The organism is Paraburkholderia nodosa DSM 21604 (assembly GCF_000519185.1).
GTDB lineage: Bacteria > Pseudomonadota > Gammaproteobacteria > Burkholderiales > Burkholderiaceae > Paraburkholderia > Paraburkholderia nodosa.
The window spans coordinates 91,061-108,003 of sequence record NZ_JAFA01000025.1; the positions used below are offsets into that span (position 1 = coordinate 91,061).

Annotated in this window: 20 protein-coding genes; 11 read left to right on the plus strand and 9 right to left on the minus strand. The window is 63.8% G+C overall.

What is annotated here, in order from left to right:
- Positions 1-5: 5 nt before the first annotated feature.
- Together A3CW_RS0129785 and A3CW_RS0129790 are read left to right on the plus strand one after the other, a co-directional pair.
- Complete coding sequence (locus tag A3CW_RS0129785) at positions 6-797, plus strand: SDR family NAD(P)-dependent oxidoreductase (RefSeq protein WP_035514352.1); 792 nt, start codon at positions 6-8, stop codon at positions 795-797.
- Positions 798-845: 48 nt separating this feature from the next.
- Positions 846-1,127, plus strand: coding sequence for a hypothetical protein (locus tag A3CW_RS0129790; RefSeq protein WP_028206826.1), 282 nt, complete (start codon positions 846-848; stop codon positions 1,125-1,127).
- Between the two features lie 28 nt (positions 1,128-1,155).
- Here the strand turns inward: A3CW_RS0129790 and A3CW_RS0129795 are convergent, their stop codons facing one another.
- Both A3CW_RS0129795 and A3CW_RS0129805 read right to left on the minus strand, forming a co-directional pair.
- Positions 1,156-1,425 carry a hypothetical protein gene (locus tag A3CW_RS0129795; RefSeq protein WP_028206827.1) on the minus strand — a complete coding sequence of 90 codons (270 nt, stop codon included), beginning with the start codon at positions 1,423-1,425 and terminating at the stop codon, positions 1,156-1,158.
- 382 nt (positions 1,426-1,807) lie between these two features.
- The gene (locus A3CW_RS0129805) at positions 1,808-2,098 is read right to left on the minus strand and encodes a hypothetical protein (RefSeq protein ID WP_028206829.1); all 291 of its coding nucleotides are present in this window, start codon (positions 2,096-2,098) and stop codon (positions 1,808-1,810) included.
- Between the two features lie 158 nt (positions 2,099-2,256).
- Between A3CW_RS0129805 and A3CW_RS0129810 the strand changes: the two genes are divergently transcribed.
- Complete coding sequence (locus tag A3CW_RS0129810; RefSeq protein ID WP_035514354.1) at positions 2,257-2,643, plus strand: DUF3175 domain-containing protein; 387 nt, start codon at positions 2,257-2,259, stop codon at positions 2,641-2,643.
- 181 nt (positions 2,644-2,824) lie between these two features.
- Positions 2,825-5,416 carry a bifunctional aconitate hydratase 2/2-methylisocitrate dehydratase gene (gene acnB, locus A3CW_RS0129815; RefSeq protein ID WP_028206831.1) on the plus strand — a complete coding sequence of 864 codons (2,592 nt, stop codon included), beginning with the start codon at positions 2,825-2,827 and terminating at the stop codon, positions 5,414-5,416.
- A gap of 114 nt (positions 5,417-5,530) precedes the next feature.
- Here the strand turns inward: acnB and A3CW_RS0129820 are convergent, their stop codons facing one another.
- On the minus strand, positions 5,531-6,127 hold the full coding sequence (locus A3CW_RS0129820; protein ID WP_028206832.1) for a TetR/AcrR family transcriptional regulator: 597 nt from the start codon (positions 6,125-6,127) through the stop codon (positions 5,531-5,533).
- 115 nt (positions 6,128-6,242) lie between these two features.
- Here A3CW_RS0129820 and A3CW_RS0129825 point away from each other — a divergent pair, with 115 nt between their 5' ends.
- Both A3CW_RS0129825 and A3CW_RS0129830 read left to right on the plus strand, forming a co-directional pair.
- On the plus strand, positions 6,243-6,623 hold the full coding sequence (locus A3CW_RS0129825; protein ID WP_028206833.1) for a DUF4267 domain-containing protein: 381 nt from the start codon (positions 6,243-6,245) through the stop codon (positions 6,621-6,623).
- Between the two features lies 1 nt (position 6,624).
- Positions 6,625-6,945 (plus strand): DoxX family protein, encoded by a 321-nt coding sequence (locus tag A3CW_RS0129830; RefSeq protein WP_028206834.1) that lies wholly within the window; start codon positions 6,625-6,627, stop codon positions 6,943-6,945.
- Between the two features lie 72 nt (positions 6,946-7,017).
- Here the strand turns inward: A3CW_RS0129830 and A3CW_RS0129835 are convergent, their stop codons facing one another.
- Together A3CW_RS0129835 and A3CW_RS0129840 are read right to left on the minus strand one after the other, a co-directional pair.
- Positions 7,018-7,380: a BON domain-containing protein gene (locus A3CW_RS0129835; protein ID WP_028206835.1), complete on the minus strand. Its 363-nt coding sequence runs from the start codon at positions 7,378-7,380 to the stop codon at positions 7,018-7,020.
- 102 nt (positions 7,381-7,482) lie between these two features.
- Positions 7,483-8,352 (minus strand): LysR family transcriptional regulator, encoded by an 870-nt coding sequence (locus A3CW_RS0129840; RefSeq protein WP_028206836.1) that lies wholly within the window; start codon positions 8,350-8,352, stop codon positions 7,483-7,485.
- 142 nt (positions 8,353-8,494) lie between these two features.
- Here A3CW_RS0129840 and A3CW_RS0129845 point away from each other — a divergent pair, with 142 nt between their 5' ends.
- A complete protein-coding gene (locus A3CW_RS0129845; RefSeq protein ID WP_028206837.1) occupies positions 8,495-9,145 on the plus strand; it encodes an ureidoglycolate lyase in 651 nt (216 codons plus the stop codon).
- 38 nt (positions 9,146-9,183) lie between these two features.
- Here A3CW_RS0129845 and tatA read toward each other — a convergent pair whose 3' ends face one another.
- Positions 9,184-9,411, minus strand: a complete 228-nt coding sequence (gene tatA / locus A3CW_RS0129850) for a Sec-independent protein translocase subunit TatA (RefSeq protein WP_028206838.1) — start codon at positions 9,409-9,411, stop codon at positions 9,184-9,186.
- Between the two features lie 326 nt (positions 9,412-9,737).
- Here tatA and A3CW_RS51330 point away from each other — a divergent pair, with 326 nt between their 5' ends.
- From A3CW_RS51330 to A3CW_RS0129865, 3 genes are all read left to right on the plus strand, one after another.
- On the plus strand, positions 9,738-10,700 hold the full coding sequence (locus tag A3CW_RS51330; protein WP_081771870.1) for a helix-turn-helix domain-containing protein: 963 nt from the start codon (positions 9,738-9,740) through the stop codon (positions 10,698-10,700).
- A complete protein-coding gene (locus A3CW_RS0129860; protein ID WP_051481792.1) occupies positions 10,663-11,055 on the plus strand; it encodes a cupin domain-containing protein in 393 nt (130 codons plus the stop codon). Before A3CW_RS51330 ends, A3CW_RS0129860 begins: the two co-directional genes overlap by 38 nt.
- Positions 11,056-11,325: 270 nt before the next feature.
- Positions 11,326-13,518, plus strand: a complete 2,193-nt coding sequence (locus A3CW_RS0129865; protein ID WP_028206841.1) for a glycoside hydrolase family 28 protein — start codon at positions 11,326-11,328, stop codon at positions 13,516-13,518.
- Between the two features lie 310 nt (positions 13,519-13,828).
- Here A3CW_RS0129865 and A3CW_RS0129870 read toward each other — a convergent pair whose 3' ends face one another.
- The 3 genes from A3CW_RS0129870 to A3CW_RS0129880 all read right to left on the minus strand — a co-directional run bounded on the left by A3CW_RS0129870 (position 13,829) and on the right by A3CW_RS0129880 (position 15,896).
- Entirely contained in the window at positions 13,829-14,140 is a 312-nt protein-coding gene (locus A3CW_RS0129870) for a high-potential iron-sulfur protein (RefSeq protein WP_028206842.1), read from the minus strand.
- Between the two features lie 224 nt (positions 14,141-14,364).
- Positions 14,365-15,378 (minus strand): zinc-dependent alcohol dehydrogenase family protein, encoded by a 1,014-nt coding sequence (locus A3CW_RS0129875; protein ID WP_028206843.1) that lies wholly within the window; start codon positions 15,376-15,378, stop codon positions 14,365-14,367.
- A complete protein-coding gene (locus A3CW_RS0129880) occupies positions 15,375-15,896 on the minus strand; it encodes an SRPBCC family protein (protein WP_028206844.1) in 522 nt (173 codons plus the stop codon). Before A3CW_RS0129880 ends, A3CW_RS0129875 begins: the two co-directional genes overlap by 4 nt.
- Positions 15,897-16,015: 119 nt before the next feature.
- Between A3CW_RS0129880 and A3CW_RS0129885 the strand changes: the two genes are divergently transcribed.
- A complete protein-coding gene (locus A3CW_RS0129885; RefSeq protein WP_035514357.1) occupies positions 16,016-16,918 on the plus strand; it encodes a LysR family transcriptional regulator in 903 nt (300 codons plus the stop codon).
- Positions 16,919-16,943 lie beyond the last annotated feature (25 nt).

The following is a 16,943-nucleotide window of genomic DNA, read 5'->3' on the forward strand; positions in this document are numbered from 1 at the left end:
CCATCATGAACCCTAGTTTTTCTTTTGATTTTGCGTCCAGAGTGGCGATCGTCACCGGCGGCGGTTCCGGCATCGGCAAGGAAGTCGCCGCGCGTCTCGTGAAGGGCGGCGCGCGCGTCGTCATCGGCGGGCGCGACGAGGCGAAGCTGCGCGAAGCGGCTGCGCAAATCGACGCTTCAGGCGCCAACGTGCGCTTTCATGCCGGCGATATCGCGCTGCCCGCCACCGCGGCTGCGCTCGTCGACCTCGCGACCGGGGCGTTCGGCGGTGTCGACATTCTCATCAACAACGCCGGCATTTTCCGGCCCAAAGCGTTTCTCGACGTGACCGAGGCCGAATACGACGGCTTTCTCGACACGATCCTCAAAGGCAAGTTCTTCATGGCGCAGGCCGCGGCCAAGGCGATGCTCGAGCGCGGCGGCGGCGCGATCGTGCAGACGGGTTCGCTCTGGGCGCTGCAGGCCATCGGCGCCACGCCTTCCGCGGCGTACTCGGCGGCCAATGCGGGCGTGCATGCGCTCACGCGCAATCTCGCCATCGAACTGGCGTCCTCGAACATCCGCGTCAATACCGTCGCGCCGGGCGTCGTGGAAACGCCGGTGTATCGCACTTTCATGACCGAGGACGAAGTCAGCAGGACGCTGCCGGGATTCAACGCGTTTCATCCGCTCGGGCGTAACGGCCAGCCCGCGGATGTTGCCGAGGCAATGCTCTTTCTCGCCTCGCCTCACGCCGCCTGGATCACGGGCACCGTGCTGCCCGTGGACGGCGGCGTGATGGCCGGCCGCCACGCCTGAAGCGCAAGCGGCTGATCGATTTTTCGGCACGACACACAGGAGCGCAGCATGGTCTATCTGCAAATCACCCTGAAGATTGCCGCCAGCCAGCGCGCGGCCGCCGCTGGCGTCTACCGGCAGTACAAGGCGCCGTTTCTCGAAACGATAGCGGGCGCGAAGTCGAAGGAGCTGCTCGTGCGTGACGCGGACGTGCAGGTGCTGCACGGCTTCGATAGCGTCGAGCACGCGCAGGCCTACCTCGAAAGCGCGTTGTTCACGGCCGATGTCGTTGGCGCACTCGCGCCGCTGCTGGACGAGGCGCCCGAAGTGCGCGTCTACGAAGCCGCGTGAAGCGAGTACGCTGGGGTATTTCGCATGACTAACCGCCCTTCCTTTTCACAGGCGCGCTGTTGTGCCCGAACGACCCCGGCGGCTCCGCCCGGCCGTGGTGGCCGAGCGGCACCTCTGCCGTCTGCTCCGGATGCGGGCCGCCCTCGCGCGGCATGAACTCGGGCCGCGATTCCGGTTGATCGAAGCTGCCCGGCGCACCCCGCGCGGGTTTCTCCTGCGCCGGTTGCTTGCCGGCGGCGAGTTCGTCGCCGGTTTCGCCTGCCTCATCCGGCGTGGGGTTGTGTGTCGAAAGACCCATCATCCGCTCCTTAAAGGGTGTGGATGCGAGGCATCCGGTTCATGGTTTCGGACCGCTCGCCGACGCCACTTGCGCGCCGGCTGGCGCCGATATCTGGCTACCCAAAGCGTCCTGGGTTTGCGGGCGCGCACCTTCGTCGGCACGTTTGCAGGCCGTACAGCCGAGCGCCAGCGCGGCCGCGCCGAGCAGCCACAAACGCGGCCACGAGCGGGCGCGCGGCCTGGCCAGATTTGCACCCGATTTCGCAGTGCTTTTCATCTGATCCCTCCCTTGCGCGCGGCAATTGCAATTCCGCGCGCCACGCTTGTAATTCTTCTACCCCGTTTCTCGTCTGTCCGATCTTTCACTTTTGCACTGGCGCGCTCCGTCCTGCGCCCATCACTTACTCCCGATAGGCCGCCATCACGATCCACATGTCGCGTTCGCCGTTGCTCACTTCAGCAGCCAGCGCATAGCGATCGTGCGGGCTGCAGGCGTTTTGCAGCGCCTTGCGCGCCTGCTCCGTGTTGTCGTACTCGCGCCTTGCCAGCGGACGTACATCGTTGCGTCCCTCAAACATCTTCTGGTCCTTGCGGTAGATAAGCGTTTCATTTTTCCAATCGCGAAAGCATTCCCGGACATGCTGGAAATCGCCTCCGCAAACATTGACTTCGTAGCGTGGAGTTGACTTCATGATCGACTGCCTCCCTTGCCGGTTCGACGCGCAATGCCGTTTTCCTCACGCCGCGCGCGTGCACACCTGCGTGGACGCATGGGGCGTGCCGGACCTCGCCCTGTTGTGCAGCCGGTATTGCATTTGCGCAGCGGGTGAATCGTCAGACGGGAGAAGTCATGAGCACGAGCCAGCATCCTTCTACGCGGCGCAAGGGCGGCCGCCCGGCGCGGCAGCGTCATGCCCACGCGAGCGCCGCCAAAGGTCACACGAAAAGCACCACGAGCGGCGCCACGAATCAATGGTCGAAGCACGTGAACGAAACGAGCGACGCCATGGACATCGAGGCCGGCGTATTCAGATCCGGCAGCGCCGAAGCGATTGCCCGTTCGCTCAAGGAGTCGTCGCTGCACAGCCGGCGGCGCAAGGGCACGCCGTTTCAGTCGGCCATGTCGATGCTGAACTTCTATATCAACCGCGCGGGTAGAAACCTGCCCAAATCGCGGCGCGACACGCTCGTGAAAGCCAAGGGAAAGCTGCGGGAAGCGTTTGGCCGCAAGCCCTGAGGGAAAATCTCAGGCTTTTTCACGGCGCCACGGGGCGTCGTGGCCAACTCTTATATAAGACATAAGACATTTGACGTTATATCGTATTGCGCTTAAAATCCCGCTCAAAGCAGTGCCTGGAAAAGCCTCGGAGTGCCTGAAAAGCCTTCGCCTTCAAACGCAATACCAGTAGGTCCCCCCAATGCTTGAAAACTTTCGCGCTCACGTAGCCGCACGCGCCGCGCTCGGCATTCCCCCCCTGCCGCTCACGGCTCAGCAGACCGCCGAACTGGTGGAACTGCTGACGAATCCGCCCGCTGGCGAAGAGCAGACGCTGCTCGACCTGATCACCAACCGCGTGCCCGCAGGCGTCGACGAAGCCGCCCGCGTGAAGGCCGGGTTCCTGGCCGCCGTGGCCAAGGGCGAAACCGCCTGCGCGCTGATCTCGCGCGCTCGCGCCACCGAACTGCTCGGCACGATGCTGGGCGGCTACAACATCGCCCCGCTGATCGAGCTGCTGGCCGACGCCGAAGTGGGCACCGTGGCTGCCGACGCGCTGAAGAAAACCCTGCTGATGTTCGACCAGTTCCACGACGTCAAGGAACTGGCCGACAAGGGCAACGCCAACGCCCGTGCCGTGCTGCAAAGCTGGGCCGACGCCGAATGGTTCACGAGCCGTCCGGAAGTGCCGCAAAGCCTGACCATCACCGTCTTCAAGGTGACGGGCGAAACCAACACCGACGACCTCTCGCCGGCCCCGGACGCGACCACCCGCCCGGACATCCCGCTGCACGCGCTGGCGATGCTGAAGAACGCCCGTCCCGGCATCACGCCGGAAGAAGACGGCAAGCGCGGCCCGGTCAAGTTCATCGAATCGCTGAAGGAAAAGGGCCACCTGGTCGCCTACGTGGGCGACGTGGTCGGCACCGGCTCCTCGCGCAAGTCGGCCACCAACTCGGTGCTGTGGTTCACGGGCGAAGACATCCCCTTCATCCCGAACAAGCGCTTCGGCGGCGTGTGCCTGGGCGGCAAGATCGCCCCGATCTTCTACAACACGATGGAAGACGCCGGCGCGCTGCCGATCGAACTCGACGTGTCGCAAATGGAAATGGGCGACGTGGTCGAACTGCGCCCGTACGAAGGCAAGGCGCTCAAGAACGGCGCAGTCATCTCCGAGTTCCAGGTCAAGTCCGACGTGCTGTTCGACGAAGTGCGCGCCGGCGGCCGCATTCCGCTGATCATCGGCCGCGGCCTGACCACCAAGGCGCGTGAAGCGCTGGGTCTCGCACCGTCGACGCTGTTCCGCCTGCCGCAACAGCCTGCCAACAGCGGCAAGGGTTTCTCGCTGGCGCAGAAGATGGTTGGCCGCGCGTGCGGTCTGCCGGAAGGCCAGGGCGTGCGCCCGGGCGCGTACTGCGAGCCGAAGATGACCTCGGTGGGCTCGCAGGACACCACGGGCCCGATGACGCGCGACGAACTGAAGGACCTGGCGTGCCTGGGCTTCTCGGCCGACCTCGTCATGCAGTCGTTCTGCCACACCGCCGCGTATCCGAAGCCGGTGGACGTGAAGACGCACCAGACGCTGCCGAACTTCATCAGCAACCGCGGCGGCATCGCGCTGCGCCCGGGCGACGGCGTGATCCACTCGTGGCTGAACCGCATGCTGCTGCCCGACACCGTCGGCACCGGCGGCGACTCGCACACGCGCTTCCCGATTGGCATCAGCTTCCCGGCCGGCTCGGGCCTGGTCGCCTTCGCGGCCGCCACCGGCACGATGCCGCTGGACATGCCGGAATCGGTGCTCGTGCGCTTCAAGGGCAAGATGCAGCCGGGCGTCACGCTGCGTGACCTCGTCAACGCGATCCCGCTGTGGGCGATCAAGGAAGGCTCGCTGACGGTTGCCAAGCAAGGCAAGAAGAACATCTTCTCGGGCCGCATTCTCGAAATCGAAGGCCTGCCCGACCTGAAGGTCGAGCAAGCGTTCGAACTGTCGGATGCATCGGCAGAGCGTTCGGCCGCCGGTTGCACGGTGCACCTGAACAAGGAACCGATCATCGAATACCTCAACAGCAACATCACGCTGCTGAAGTGGATGATCGCCCAGGGCTACCAGGACCCGCGCAGCCTGCAGCGCCGCATCAAGGCGATGGAAGCATGGCTGGCCGATCCGCAACTGCTGCAACCGGATGCCGACGCCGAGTACGCCGCCGTCATCGAGATCGACCTCGCCGACGTGCATGAGCCGATCGTGGCCTGCCCGAACGATCCGGACGACGTGAAGACGCTGTCGGATGTCGCCGGCGCCAAGATCGACGAAGTGTTCATCGGCTCGTGCATGACCAACATCGGTCACTTCCGTGCCGCGTCGAAGCTGCTCGAAGGCAAGCGCGACATTCCGGTCAAGCTGTGGGTCGCGCCGCCGACCAAGATGGACCAGAAGCAGCTGACCGAAGAAGGCCACTACGGCGTGTTCGGCACGGCTGGCGCGCGTACCGAAATGCCGGGCTGCTCGCTGTGCATGGGTAACCAGGCACAGGTGCGCGAAGGCGCGACGGTCATGTCGACCTCGACGCGTAACTTCCCGAACCGTCTGGGCAAGAACACGAACGTGTACCTCGGCTCGGCGGAACTGGCGGCGATCTGCTCGCGTCTGGGCAAGATCCCGAGCAAGGAAGAGTACATGGCCGATATGGGCGTGCTCAACGCCAACGGCGACAAGATCTATCAGTACATGAACTTCGACCAGATCGCCGACTTCAAGGAAGTGGCCGATACGGTGACGATGTCAGCGTGATGTTGGGGTACGGCGCGGGGTTTGGGTTGTAGATCCGCGCCGTGGCACCAGACAGCGGCGCCGCAGGCTGAATGCCTGCGGCGCCATTTTTATTGGGTTCGCCGAGGTCCTGCCTTATGAGCCGGGGTCGAGAGAGCCGTTTCGGGAAGCGATCACTGCCCGGACGACCAGCATGACGCGTTCAACCCGCGCGCCGGGCCGGATTCGGCCTGCACGTTCGAGTTCGGCAAGCCCATGCAGGGCCGCCCAAAAGGTCTCAGTCACGTTCTCGACATCGACGCAGAACGGCGCGACGACCGACGCGAGCGCTTCGAAACCAGCCCGCAGTTCCGGTCGGGTTTCGGCGTCGGCAAACCGCAGATCGGTCGGGAGAGTGAACATCGCCTCGTAAAGCGCAGGACACCGCACTGCAAAACCGAGATAGGCCATGGCGACATTCTCGACGGCGTTTTGTGGCCCGGTCGATCCGTACGCCGCTTCCCGAAGCGCCACTGCGAGTTCCTGAAAGCCCTCGACTGCAACGGCCGCCACGATTGCATCCCGGTTCTCGAAATGCGAATAGAGGACCGGCTGGCTATATTCGATCTCGTCAGCAAGGCGGCGAACCGTGACGGCATCCCAGCCATCGCGCTCCGCGATCAGGCGCGCTGCCGCGACGATGCGGGACTCGCGCTCAGCCCGTTGCCTGCCTTTGCGCTCGGCGATACTCAATTTTTCCTCTCCCTGACCCCAATGGTCCACATGGCTTGCGATGATACGGAAGCTTGAAAATCTAGCAATGCTAGATTATATTCCGTCACTACACCTCGAAGCAAAGGACACCGCAATGCATTGGCTTTCGTTCGGACTGGCGCTGTTCCTCGCCCTCGCGATTATCGCGATCGGCACCCAATATCTTGTGAGGCCAATGACCGCGATACGCAGTTTCGGCCTGCCGCTTCCAGAAAACGGCGCCAATATCGCCTGGTGGCTTCGGCTCAAAGGCGTGCGCGACATTGCGTCGGGATTGGCGGTCCTGGCGTTCATGGTGTGGGGCACGCCTCTTTGGATCGGCGTCGTCCTGCTCGTGGAAGCGGTCATCCCCGTTGGCGACATGCTGATCATTCTTGCCGCGAAGGGTTCCACCAAAAGCGCCTTCGGCATGCATGGCGCGACGGCCGTGCTGATGGTCTTCACCGCGATTTCGACGATGATGAGAGGGCGTTGAGATGATCCATACTCTTTCGATCTGGGTCCTCGCCGCCGGCTTCTTTGGCGCGGGTCTCTTCAACGCGATCGGCACCCCCGCGACGCAAAGCGATTACGCCCGGTGGGGTTACCCGCGCTGGTGGGGTCGCTTGACCGGCGCACTGGAGATGTTGTCTGCCGTGCTGATTGCGCTTCCGGCAAGTCGCGTGATTGGCCTCGCGCTTGGGGCGCTAATCATTGCGGCTGCGGTTTTGACCGTTCTGCGTCACCGCGACTTCTCGCACCTTGTGCCGCTCGGTGTTTTTGTCGCCGTGATCGCGCTCGCAGGGATCTCGTCTTGAGAGAGGCGTCGATGTGCGCCGCGCGTTCACGGCATCCCGTGCAATCAACGCGCGAACGCCAGCGCGGTGTATTCAGCCGTTGCCGCCGTGAAAGAGCGTCAGCTTGTTCGACACCGAATTCACGCCCTGCACGGAACGCGCCACCTCTTCCGCCTGGCGGATCTGGTCGCCAGTGCGAACCGTGCCGCTCAGCGTCACCGCGCCGCTGCGCGCGCGCACGAAAACGCCGGAAACGTTGAATCCCTGCGCCCTCGACAAGGCGCGCCGCACGGCACGGGCAAGTGCGCGGTCCTCCTTCTTCGCGCTGGGCGCCGCCTGGGTCGCGCCCGTTGCCATCGATGCGTCCGTTGGCTCATTTGCCGACTGGGCATGGGCCATGCCAGCAGCGGTAAGTAGAAGAAACGCAGACAAGGCGCATCGCAGATTCGATTTCATGACCCACTCCTGACATTGCCGCGCAGGGATCCGCCGGCCGCGGTCCATATTGCACCACCATGCGAACACCCGCTCCGACGGCGCGCGAATCGCGCCGCCGCGCTACCCGGCCGCGGATGCCGCCGCCACGCCCAGAAAGGTCTGCACGATTCCTCGCTTGCGTTGACTGTGAAGGCAGGCTACCGAATCGATATTGCAGCCGCGCAGTTCCTCCACCGGGATGGCAACGGAACGAGCGCCCTCGGGAATCTCGCGCTCGAGCACGAATCCGATGCCGAGGCCTTGCCGCACGGCCTCCAGAACGGCCTCGCGACTACCGAGTTTCATCGCAGTGCTGAGCGATATCCCCGCACGCCGCAAGGCTTCGTCGACCAGCCGCTGGGTGTTGGAGCCCGCCTCCCGGCGAATCACGGCATACGCCGCGAGATCGCCGAGGGACACGCTTTTGGCCGCTGCGAGCGGATGACGCTCCGGCACGAGAACGCGCATGTCCTGCCGTGCGACGGGAATCGACGCCACACGAGCATCGCTCCTGGCATTGCCGATGACCACCGCGTCGACTCGATACGCGAGCAGATCGTCCCAGACCTCGCGCTGACTTCCGAACGAGACCGAGATTTCGATATCGGGATACTGCGCGCGAAAGGCGGCCACCACTTGAAGCACCACCTGCGGGCCATCGGCGGCGAGTTTGAGGCTGCCGTGCCGGAAACTCGTCGCCCGGCTCACCATGTCCTCGATCTGCTCTTCCGCCGCAAACATCTGCCGGGTCAGTTCAAAGAGCGGCTTCGCGGCGTCGGTTGGATGCACGCCTTCATTCGTGCGGATAAATAGCGCCTGCTTGCAATCCTCTTCTAGATTGCGGATCTGCGCCGTGATGGCCGGTTGTGTCAGGCCGAGAAGATTCGCCGCCTTCGAAAAACTGCCCTCGCGCACGACCGCGTCGAACGCCCTGAGCTGGAAATAGCGCATCGCCACCTCGAACCTCCCCCTATAAATACCGATGCGAAAATATAGCATCGGTATTAATTTGACTGCACAAGGGACGCGCTCTAAGCTCGGTGCCGTTGCGGGTTCTGACGATCCGCCCTTTTGACGCCTGGTGAGATTCGTAATGAGCAAAGAGATCGACTACCTCAATCCCGCCCTCCCGCGGGGCCTGCGGCGAGTGGCGATGCCCGTGGTCGACGCAACTCCGGCCACGCTGAATGGCTATGGCAAGCTGGTGGACGACCCGCACGCATGCCGGGTGGAAATCGTCCAGTGGCCCGCAGTAGGGTCAAGACCGATCGACCCGGGAACCGGCGACGAAGCGGGCACGACTGAAGGCACGTTCGTCAGCGAATGGCGCGGCGACATTCTCTACGGTCGAAACGAAGCGGTAGGCGGCAACTATGTTCTCGCCTACGCAACGGAGCCCGACGACGCACGCGAAGACAGCGCCGCCGCCCCGGAACGCATGTTGATATGGCATGCGAACTATCACCCCGACGGCGGGCAACTGTTCTTTCCGCTCGATCATCGCCCGTTCTACGTGCCGCTGGCACTGCCGGGCGACGACATTACGCCGGAGAAGTTCGTGTGCTTCCGCTTCGACGGACAGCAGGGTCTATATATCCACCCCAACATCTGGCATGAAGGCGTGTTCACGCTCGACGGCACTCAGCGATTCTTCGACAAACAAGGCGCTGTCCATGCACGCGTCTCGGTCGAATTCGCGACAGAGTTCGGCTGTCTGCTCGAGGCCGCCATCGCACGTGACTAGCGCGCGCCGCTCCCGCAGACGCACTGCGATGGATGAGGCTAGCGGACGTCGCTCGAGCGCGTCACGTCCTTTGCTTCCGTGTCGACGGCGTCGCTGTGCAGCAATGCATGCTGCCGTTCAGGCGTTTCGCTTTGCGCCATGCCTTCCTTGAATCCCTTCACCGCGACGCCCAGATCGCCTCCGATGTTGCGTAGCTTCTTCGTACCGAAAACCAGTGCCACGATCAGGAGAACGATCATCCAATGCCAAATGCTCAACGAACCCATAACTGAAAACCCTCTCTTTGCCGTCGCGCGCGTCGCGCGCGACGAATGACATGAACCTTGCGGTCCGACCCGGCGTATAGCCCGATGTTCCGCAGGGGTATTGGAACGCGCGGATGTGTCTCGCTCGTTTCCTGGAACCGCGGTTTTGTATGCGCATGTACGAACGCGTCCGGTGGATACACGCTTATACAAAGGGCGGCCGTGTTCGCAAATCTGCGCGTGCATGGCGCGAATCCCGGCCTCAGCACGGTCGGCGCATGACCGCCTTTCAAACGGTTCGAGAGAAGCGTTTAATATCGGCTGCAACGTCTCTTTGGAGCAGTCCCATGCTAAGGGTACTCGAACCGGGCGACTACTTCGGCACCACTTCCCTGCGATACGGGGATGACGGCATCTCGGTCGTGGAGACCAATTTCGCAACGGATCTGATCATCCCGCAGCACGAACATGTCAATGCGTTTTTCTGTTTCGTGCTGAACGGCTGCGGAACACGATCCTGGCCGGCACGCCGTGGCGAAGACGGGCCGATGTCACTGACGTTTTTCCCCGCAGGCGTGCCACATGCAAATAGTTGGTACGGGGCCGGCGGGAAGGCGCTCCATCTCGAGTTTTCGTCCTCGTGGACACAGCGGCTTGGAGCCCGGACTCGGGTCCTCGATCGTCCAGATGACTTTGCGAGTGGAGCACCGCTGTCGTTCATGCACCGCCTGGTCCGAGAATGCCGTGAGCAGGATTCTGCTACGTCGTTGGCAGTTGAAGGGCTGGTACTCGAACTCCTTGCCGCGTGCGAGCGGTCCGTCCCGCGTGCGGCGACGGTTGGCGGTTCACGCCGATGGCTCGCTCGCGTGGAAGCGTTGCTGCACGATCGCTTTCGCGAGGCGTTGACGCTGGATGAAATTGCTTCGGATAACCATGTTTGCGCCGATCACCTTGCGCGTGAATTCCGCAAGCACTTTGGCTGTACCGTCGGGGAGTACGTGCGCCAGCTTCGGCTCGATTTCGCATGCGCTCAATTGACCAGTGGACGCCATTCGCTCGCAGCGATTGCCGAGGCCGCCGGTTTCGCCGACCAAAGCCACTTTACGCGCGTCTTTCGGCGCAGGATGGGGCTGACACCAGGCGCGTACCGCGCGCAGTGCTTGAAGATCGCTCCTGTACCAAAGATTGACGTTCCGGTACAAGACCAGCAGAGCCGCGACGGCCTAGAGTGGCTCGCATGTTCGACACGAACTAACGTTCCTGGAGATCAATGTGAGCACCGATGCCTTTCCGTATCTGACCCGCCTTAACGTCCTCTACTCCTTCGGCGAAATCATCGACGTGCCCGCCCTCGTGGCCGCAAACCGCCACCCCTGGTACAACCAGACGCTATGCGAGGTGAACCAGTCGGTCGTCCGGCTGGGTGTCGTGCAGGGCGAATATCACTGGCACAAACATGACGCAGAAGACGAGTTCTTTTATGTCGTAAGCGGACACTTCCTGATCGATCTCGAAGACCGGGTCATCGATTTGAGCCCGGGACAAGCGTTTGTCGTGCGTAAAGGCCTGCTGCATCGACCGCGCGCGCCGGAGAAGACGGTGATCCTGATGGTCGAGGCGGCGGGAATCGTTCCCACGGGCGACACATTAACCCCGCTCGTCTGACAAATTTACAATACCGTAAGCTACCCGCCGCCACGGGCCATATCCCAGAAACCCAGGTACACCACCTAGATAAATCTGATTGACGATTTCGATGTCGTCTGACAACAATATCCATAGTGATCGAGTCAGCCGCTCCTGTTCGATCTCGTCGCTGTAACCGTGCCTCTTCCGTTCGCATTAGCGTCGCCACGCGGCCCAATCGCCGCCGAAGTCCGGCCGTCACCCCTGCAGCAAAACAATTCCACGAGACAACATAGGAGAACGAATCAAATGGCAACCCATGACCAGGACGATCCCCTACCCACCGAAGCCCGCAACCATGCGCCCGCCTCGCCCAAACGGCGCGCGTTCATGGCCTTTGCCGGCGCATCCGCAGGCGCAAGCCTCCTCGCCGCCAGCCGCGCAGCGGCAGCAGCCGACTCCATGTTTCCCACGCCTGCCACATTCGGAGGAAAGATTCCGCAGCCGCCCGGGCACGCCGCGGGCGATCCGATCTGGGGCCCGGAGGGCCAGGCCACGGCGATCATCAGGAGGCTTGCCCACGTCGATCGCTCGCTGTTTTCCCGCGCCGATTTTCACGTAACGAGCTACGGTGCACGCATACTCCCCGCCTCCGCGCTGATTACGTCGACCGCCTGGCCGGGCGGCAAGATTCCATGGGTGACGGGCGGCACCGAACAGACCGCGCATCCGACCAGCGACCTGCAAAGCCCGGGCTCGGGCGTGATGGTGCCGTGCGACTACACGGGCACGCAATATGACTCGTGCACCGCGATCAATACGGCGATTGTCGACGCGAGCCGTGCCGGTGGCGGCCGCGTGGTGGTGCCGGCCGGCAACTGGTACTGCGGCGGTCCGATCGTGCTGCTGAGCCATGTGAACCTCCACCTGGAATCAGGCTGCACGATCTATTTCAGCCCGAATCCCGCCGACTATGCGAAAAACGGCCCGTACAAGACGGCGAACGGCAATCTGTACCACACGCGCTGGCAGGCGAACGACTGCCTGAATTTCGGCTCGCCGATTTATGCATTCCGCCAGACCAACATTGCCGTGACCGCCGATGACAATACCTGCGTGCTGAACGGTCAGGCGATGACGCCGATGCAACTGAGCACCCAGGCGCCCACCTCGTGCTGGTGGACCTACAAGGGAAGCAGCAACACCTATGGCTGCGCGGGTTCTTCAACGCCGTCACAAGCCTATGTGAATCCGAACAACGTCGCGCTAACGAGCCTCCCCGCTGGCCAGATCCAGAACCCGCAGGCGAACGTCTCCTTCACGAATCAGTACGGCGTCACGACTTCGCTGATGACCCTGCTCACGGGCGCGGGCTGGAACCAGGACCAGAACTATCTGCCCGCACTCTCCGAGCTGCGCGTGCCGTTCGAGAACCGCATTTTCGGCAACGGTCACTTTCTGCGTCCGTGCATGATCGAGTTCATCGGCTGCACCAACGTGTATCTGCAGAACTACCACACGCAGAACACGCCGTTCTGGCAGCACCATCCGACCGATTGCACGAACGTGGTGATCGACGGCGTGTTTGCCGACAGCATCGGACCGAACAACGACGGTTTCGATCCGGACGCGTGCAATCACGTGCTGGTGCAAAACGTTCAGTTCAACACCGGCGACGACTGCATCGCGATCAAGTCCGGCAAGTATCTCGACACCGAGTACGGTCCGATGCAGAACATCGTCGTGCAGAACTGCACGATGCAAAGCGGCCACGGCGGTCTGACGATCGGCAGCGAAATGAGCGCGGGCGTGCGCAACGTCTACGCCCGCAACCTGACGATGCAAAACGAGAACTGGGCGAGCAATCCGCTCAATATCGCGCTGCGGTTCAAGAGCAACATGAATCGCGGCGGGTTCATCAACAACGTCTGGATCAACGGCGTGACGCTCGCCAACGGCGTGAACCTCGCGGGGAAATACGGCGGCGGCTCGCTGGGCGCGGCGATCAGCAAGATCACGGGCACGGGCACGACCGGTCTCGCAACGAACCCGTCGACGGGCCAGGGCGGCCTGATCACGTTCGACTGCGATTACAGCCCGTCCGGCGACGCGGTGCGCTGGAGTCCGTCGGTAATCAGCAACATCAACATCACCAACGTGAACGCGAGCAACGTGTCGGGCGCGGTGTCCTACTCGATGCCTTCGGGCTTCGTCGCCGGGTCGAACTCGTGCTTCCAGGCGATCGTCATGCAGGGCCCCGAGGCGGTCGATTACAACGGTCCGCTGCCGGTGCCGACCGTGAGTCCGATCAGCGGCGTCACGATCTCGCACTGCAACCTCGGCAACCCGGTGTGCACGGGCGCGGTGCCGACAACACCTTCGACATCGGCGACGGCCGCGCCCGGGCCGCTTTTCGCGAGCAACGTGAGCGGCATTACGCTGACCAATGTGGTGATCGCGGGCACCACGTACAACACGTCGCTGACCGCACCGGCGACCTGATGCCGACGCACATGGACGCGGGCAACCGCGTGCGTGTGCGCGGCGATCGGTTCGTCAGCGTGGTTCCTTGTCTGCCGGAGGCTGCCGGCGCTTCGGCGCCGGCTCATCTCCGGACTGCACCGGCTCGCGCGTACAAGCGTCCGGCGGCATGACAAAGGGAATGTCGTCGCGGCAACATGCATACACCGGAAACCCGTACGCGTTCGTCCCGACGATGGTCGTGGGTCCGTGCAGCGGGCACACCGCCTTCATGGTGCCTCCCGAAACTCATTGCTCGATGGCTTGTAGCATACCCCTCGCGGGGCATGGCTCAGGCTTTCTTCACGTAGGCATTGCACCAGCCTTTGGCGTCGACGATCTTGCCGCCATAGGTCGCGCACGGGCCATTCGGCGCGCCCGGCTTGCCCTGAAACAGCTGGCAGTTCGCGCAGGTCTGCCCCGCCTGGAAGCGCGGGAACTTGGTCTTGTCGACTTTGCTCGCGTCGGTTTTGTAGCCGAGCGCCATGGCGGTCGGGTCGCTCTCGGAGAGCACCGGCGCGTCGGCGCGCGATTCGCTGGAAAGCGCCGCCGTGGAAGCCACGGAGGCGGCGAGGATCATGAAGCGACGACGGGAAAGCGGCATGGTGGGGCTCCTGAGCATGGAACGTACCCGGCTCTCGTGGTTGCTGATCAGGCGGCCGGTTCGTTCGTGTTTTTTCCGTGTGCTATTTATTTATATCACTTCGTGATGCGTTGTAAAGAACGGAAACATTGCAGCACTTCGCATGGCGCCTTTAATTATTTCGTTATACCAGGCAATTTTCATGGCGATCGCAAACGCGACGCCACAACGGCGCCGCATCGGTTTCACCACGCCGCGCAGACCTTGCCGAAATGCGCCCCGGCCTGCTGATGACGGAACGCATCGGCCAGCTCGTCCAGCCCGAACGTACGGTCGAGCACGGGGCGAATGCCAGCCTGGTCGAGCGCCGCGACGTAGTCTTGCTGCTGGCGCCGGGTGCCCACGATCAAGCCCTGCAGGCGCGCCTGCTTCGCCATCAGTACGGAGGTCGGCACGGTGCCTTCGCGTCCGGTCAACACGCCGATCAGCGCGATGTGGCCGCCCACGCGCACCGCGTCGATCGACTGGGCGAGCGTGCCCGGGCCGCCGACTTCGATCACGTGATCCACGCCCTTGCCGCCCGTCATGTCGCGCACGAGCGCGCCCCACTTTTCGTGTTGCCGGTAGTTGACCACCTGGTCCGCGCCCAGCGCCTTCGCACGCGCCAGCTTCTCGTCCGACGATGACGTGACGATGACCGAAGCGCCCATTATCCGCGCGATCTGCAACGCCGCGATCGACACGCCGCCGGTGCCGAGCGTCAGCACGGTGTCGCCGGCCTTGAGGCCACCCTCGGCCACCAGCGCACGCCATGCGGTGAGCCCCGCCGTCGTGATCGTCGCCGCCTCGGCATAGGTCCAGCCGCGCGGCGCGAGCGTGAAGGCGCTCGCGGGCCGCACGGCGTGCAAGGTCGCGAAGCCGTCCACGCCGTCGCCGGGGGTCTGCGCGAAGTTGCCCACGGCCTGCCACGGCAGACCGTCTGCCCATTGCGGGAAGAAGCACGACACCACGTGGTCGCCGCGCTTGAATTCCGTCACGCCCGCGCCGACCGCCGACACCACGCCCGCGCCATCGGACATCAGCACGCGTCCATCCGCCGTGGGGATCGCGCCGTTGGCCACCAGCAGGTCGTGAAAATTGAGCGACGTGGCGTGAAGCTCCACGCGGATCTCGCCGGCGCCCGGCGCGCCGGGCTCGGCGATATCGCGCAGCTCGATGCGGTCGAGCCCGCCCGGCGCACGCACCACGGCGGCCTTCATTGCCGTGCTCCCTTCGCCTTGCGCGCAGCGTCGATCAGGCCGTCGAGCCAGTCCTGGTGCCCGTTGATCATCGGATTCGGGTGCGTTTTCGCCAGCGTCACAGCCGGTTTGCCCTTCTGCGATTCCTGCGTGAGCACGCGCACGCGGCCGCCGGAAAGGTCTTCGATCAGCCACGCGTGAATCACGTCCAGACGCGTTTCTGCGTCGCCCTCGGCCCAGCCGTGCCACGCCACACGTGCGGGCTGGCCCGCGGTCGGCGGCTCGTGCTCGGTCACTTTGGCCTGTACCGGAAAGCCGAAGGTCTTGAAGTGAAAACGCGCGCCCGCGCTCAGTTCGGGGCCCAGGCCGTCGTGGAAGCCGACATCCGCGGAATTGCTGTAATAGCTCGGCCACACGGTCGCGTTGTTCAGCAGCGGCCAGACGTCGGCGGTGGAGAGGCCCGCCACGATCACTTCGTTGGAACAGAAGTTATCGGTCGTGCCGGGCAAGTAGTCTTCGGGCCAGAAAATCTCGTTCATGTTCGTTACCTTTCGATGCTGTCGGTTAGGTGCGGTGGACACGAGAAATCATGCGGGCTATGCTGAAATAAATCCAATCGCGGATCATTATCCCCGCCATAAACCGTATTGATATCAGAATGCTCGATCTGAACCTCTTGCGGGCGCTCGACGCCCTGCTCGACGAACGCAACGTCACGCGCGCCGCGCAGCGTCTGTCGCTCACGCAGCCGGCCGTGAGCGCGATGCTGACGCGTCTGCGTGAGAGTTTCGGCGATCCGCTGTTCGTGCGCTCGCAACGTGGCATCGTGCCCACCGAGCGCGCGCTGCAACTGGCCGCGCCGCTCAAGCAGGTGCTCAGCGAGATCGAGCGGATGCTGCAGCCGCAGGCCTTCGCGCCGGCCGAGGCCGAGATGACGCTCACCCTCGCTTCGACCGACTACGCGCTGCGCGCAGTCGTCGTGCCGTATCTCGCGCGGCTGCGGGAAACGGCGCCCGGCGTGCGCGCCGTGATCGTGCCGGTGCAGCACGAGCGCCTGCAGGCGCAACTGGAAAGCGGCGACGTGGATCTGGCCCTGATCACCCCGGAGACCACGCCCGCCGACCTGCATGCGCGCCGCCTGTTCGACGAACGCTACGTGTGCGTGATGCGCGCGGACCATCCCGCCGCCGCGCGGCGGCTCACGCTGGAGCGCTTTTGCGCGCTCGATCACGCGCTGGTGTCGTATGCGGGCGGGAGCCTGAGCGGCGTCACGGACGAGGCGCTCGCGCGCGTGGGGCGCGCACGGCGCGTGACGGTGTCGGTGAACAGCTTTCTCGTGCTGCCCGATATCTTGCTGACAAGCGATCTCATTGCGGTCGTGCCGTCACGGCTCGTGAAGGACGCGCAGGGGCTCGCCGTGGTCGAGCCGCCGCTCGCGATACCGGGGTTCACCAAGACGCTCGCGTGGCACGAGCGCACGCATCGCTCGCCAGGGCATCAGTGGGCTCGGGCGTTGTTGTTCGAGACGTGTGAGGGATTGGCGGGCGAGGCGCCGGGGTGACGTGTCACGTATCGGCAGTTCGCAG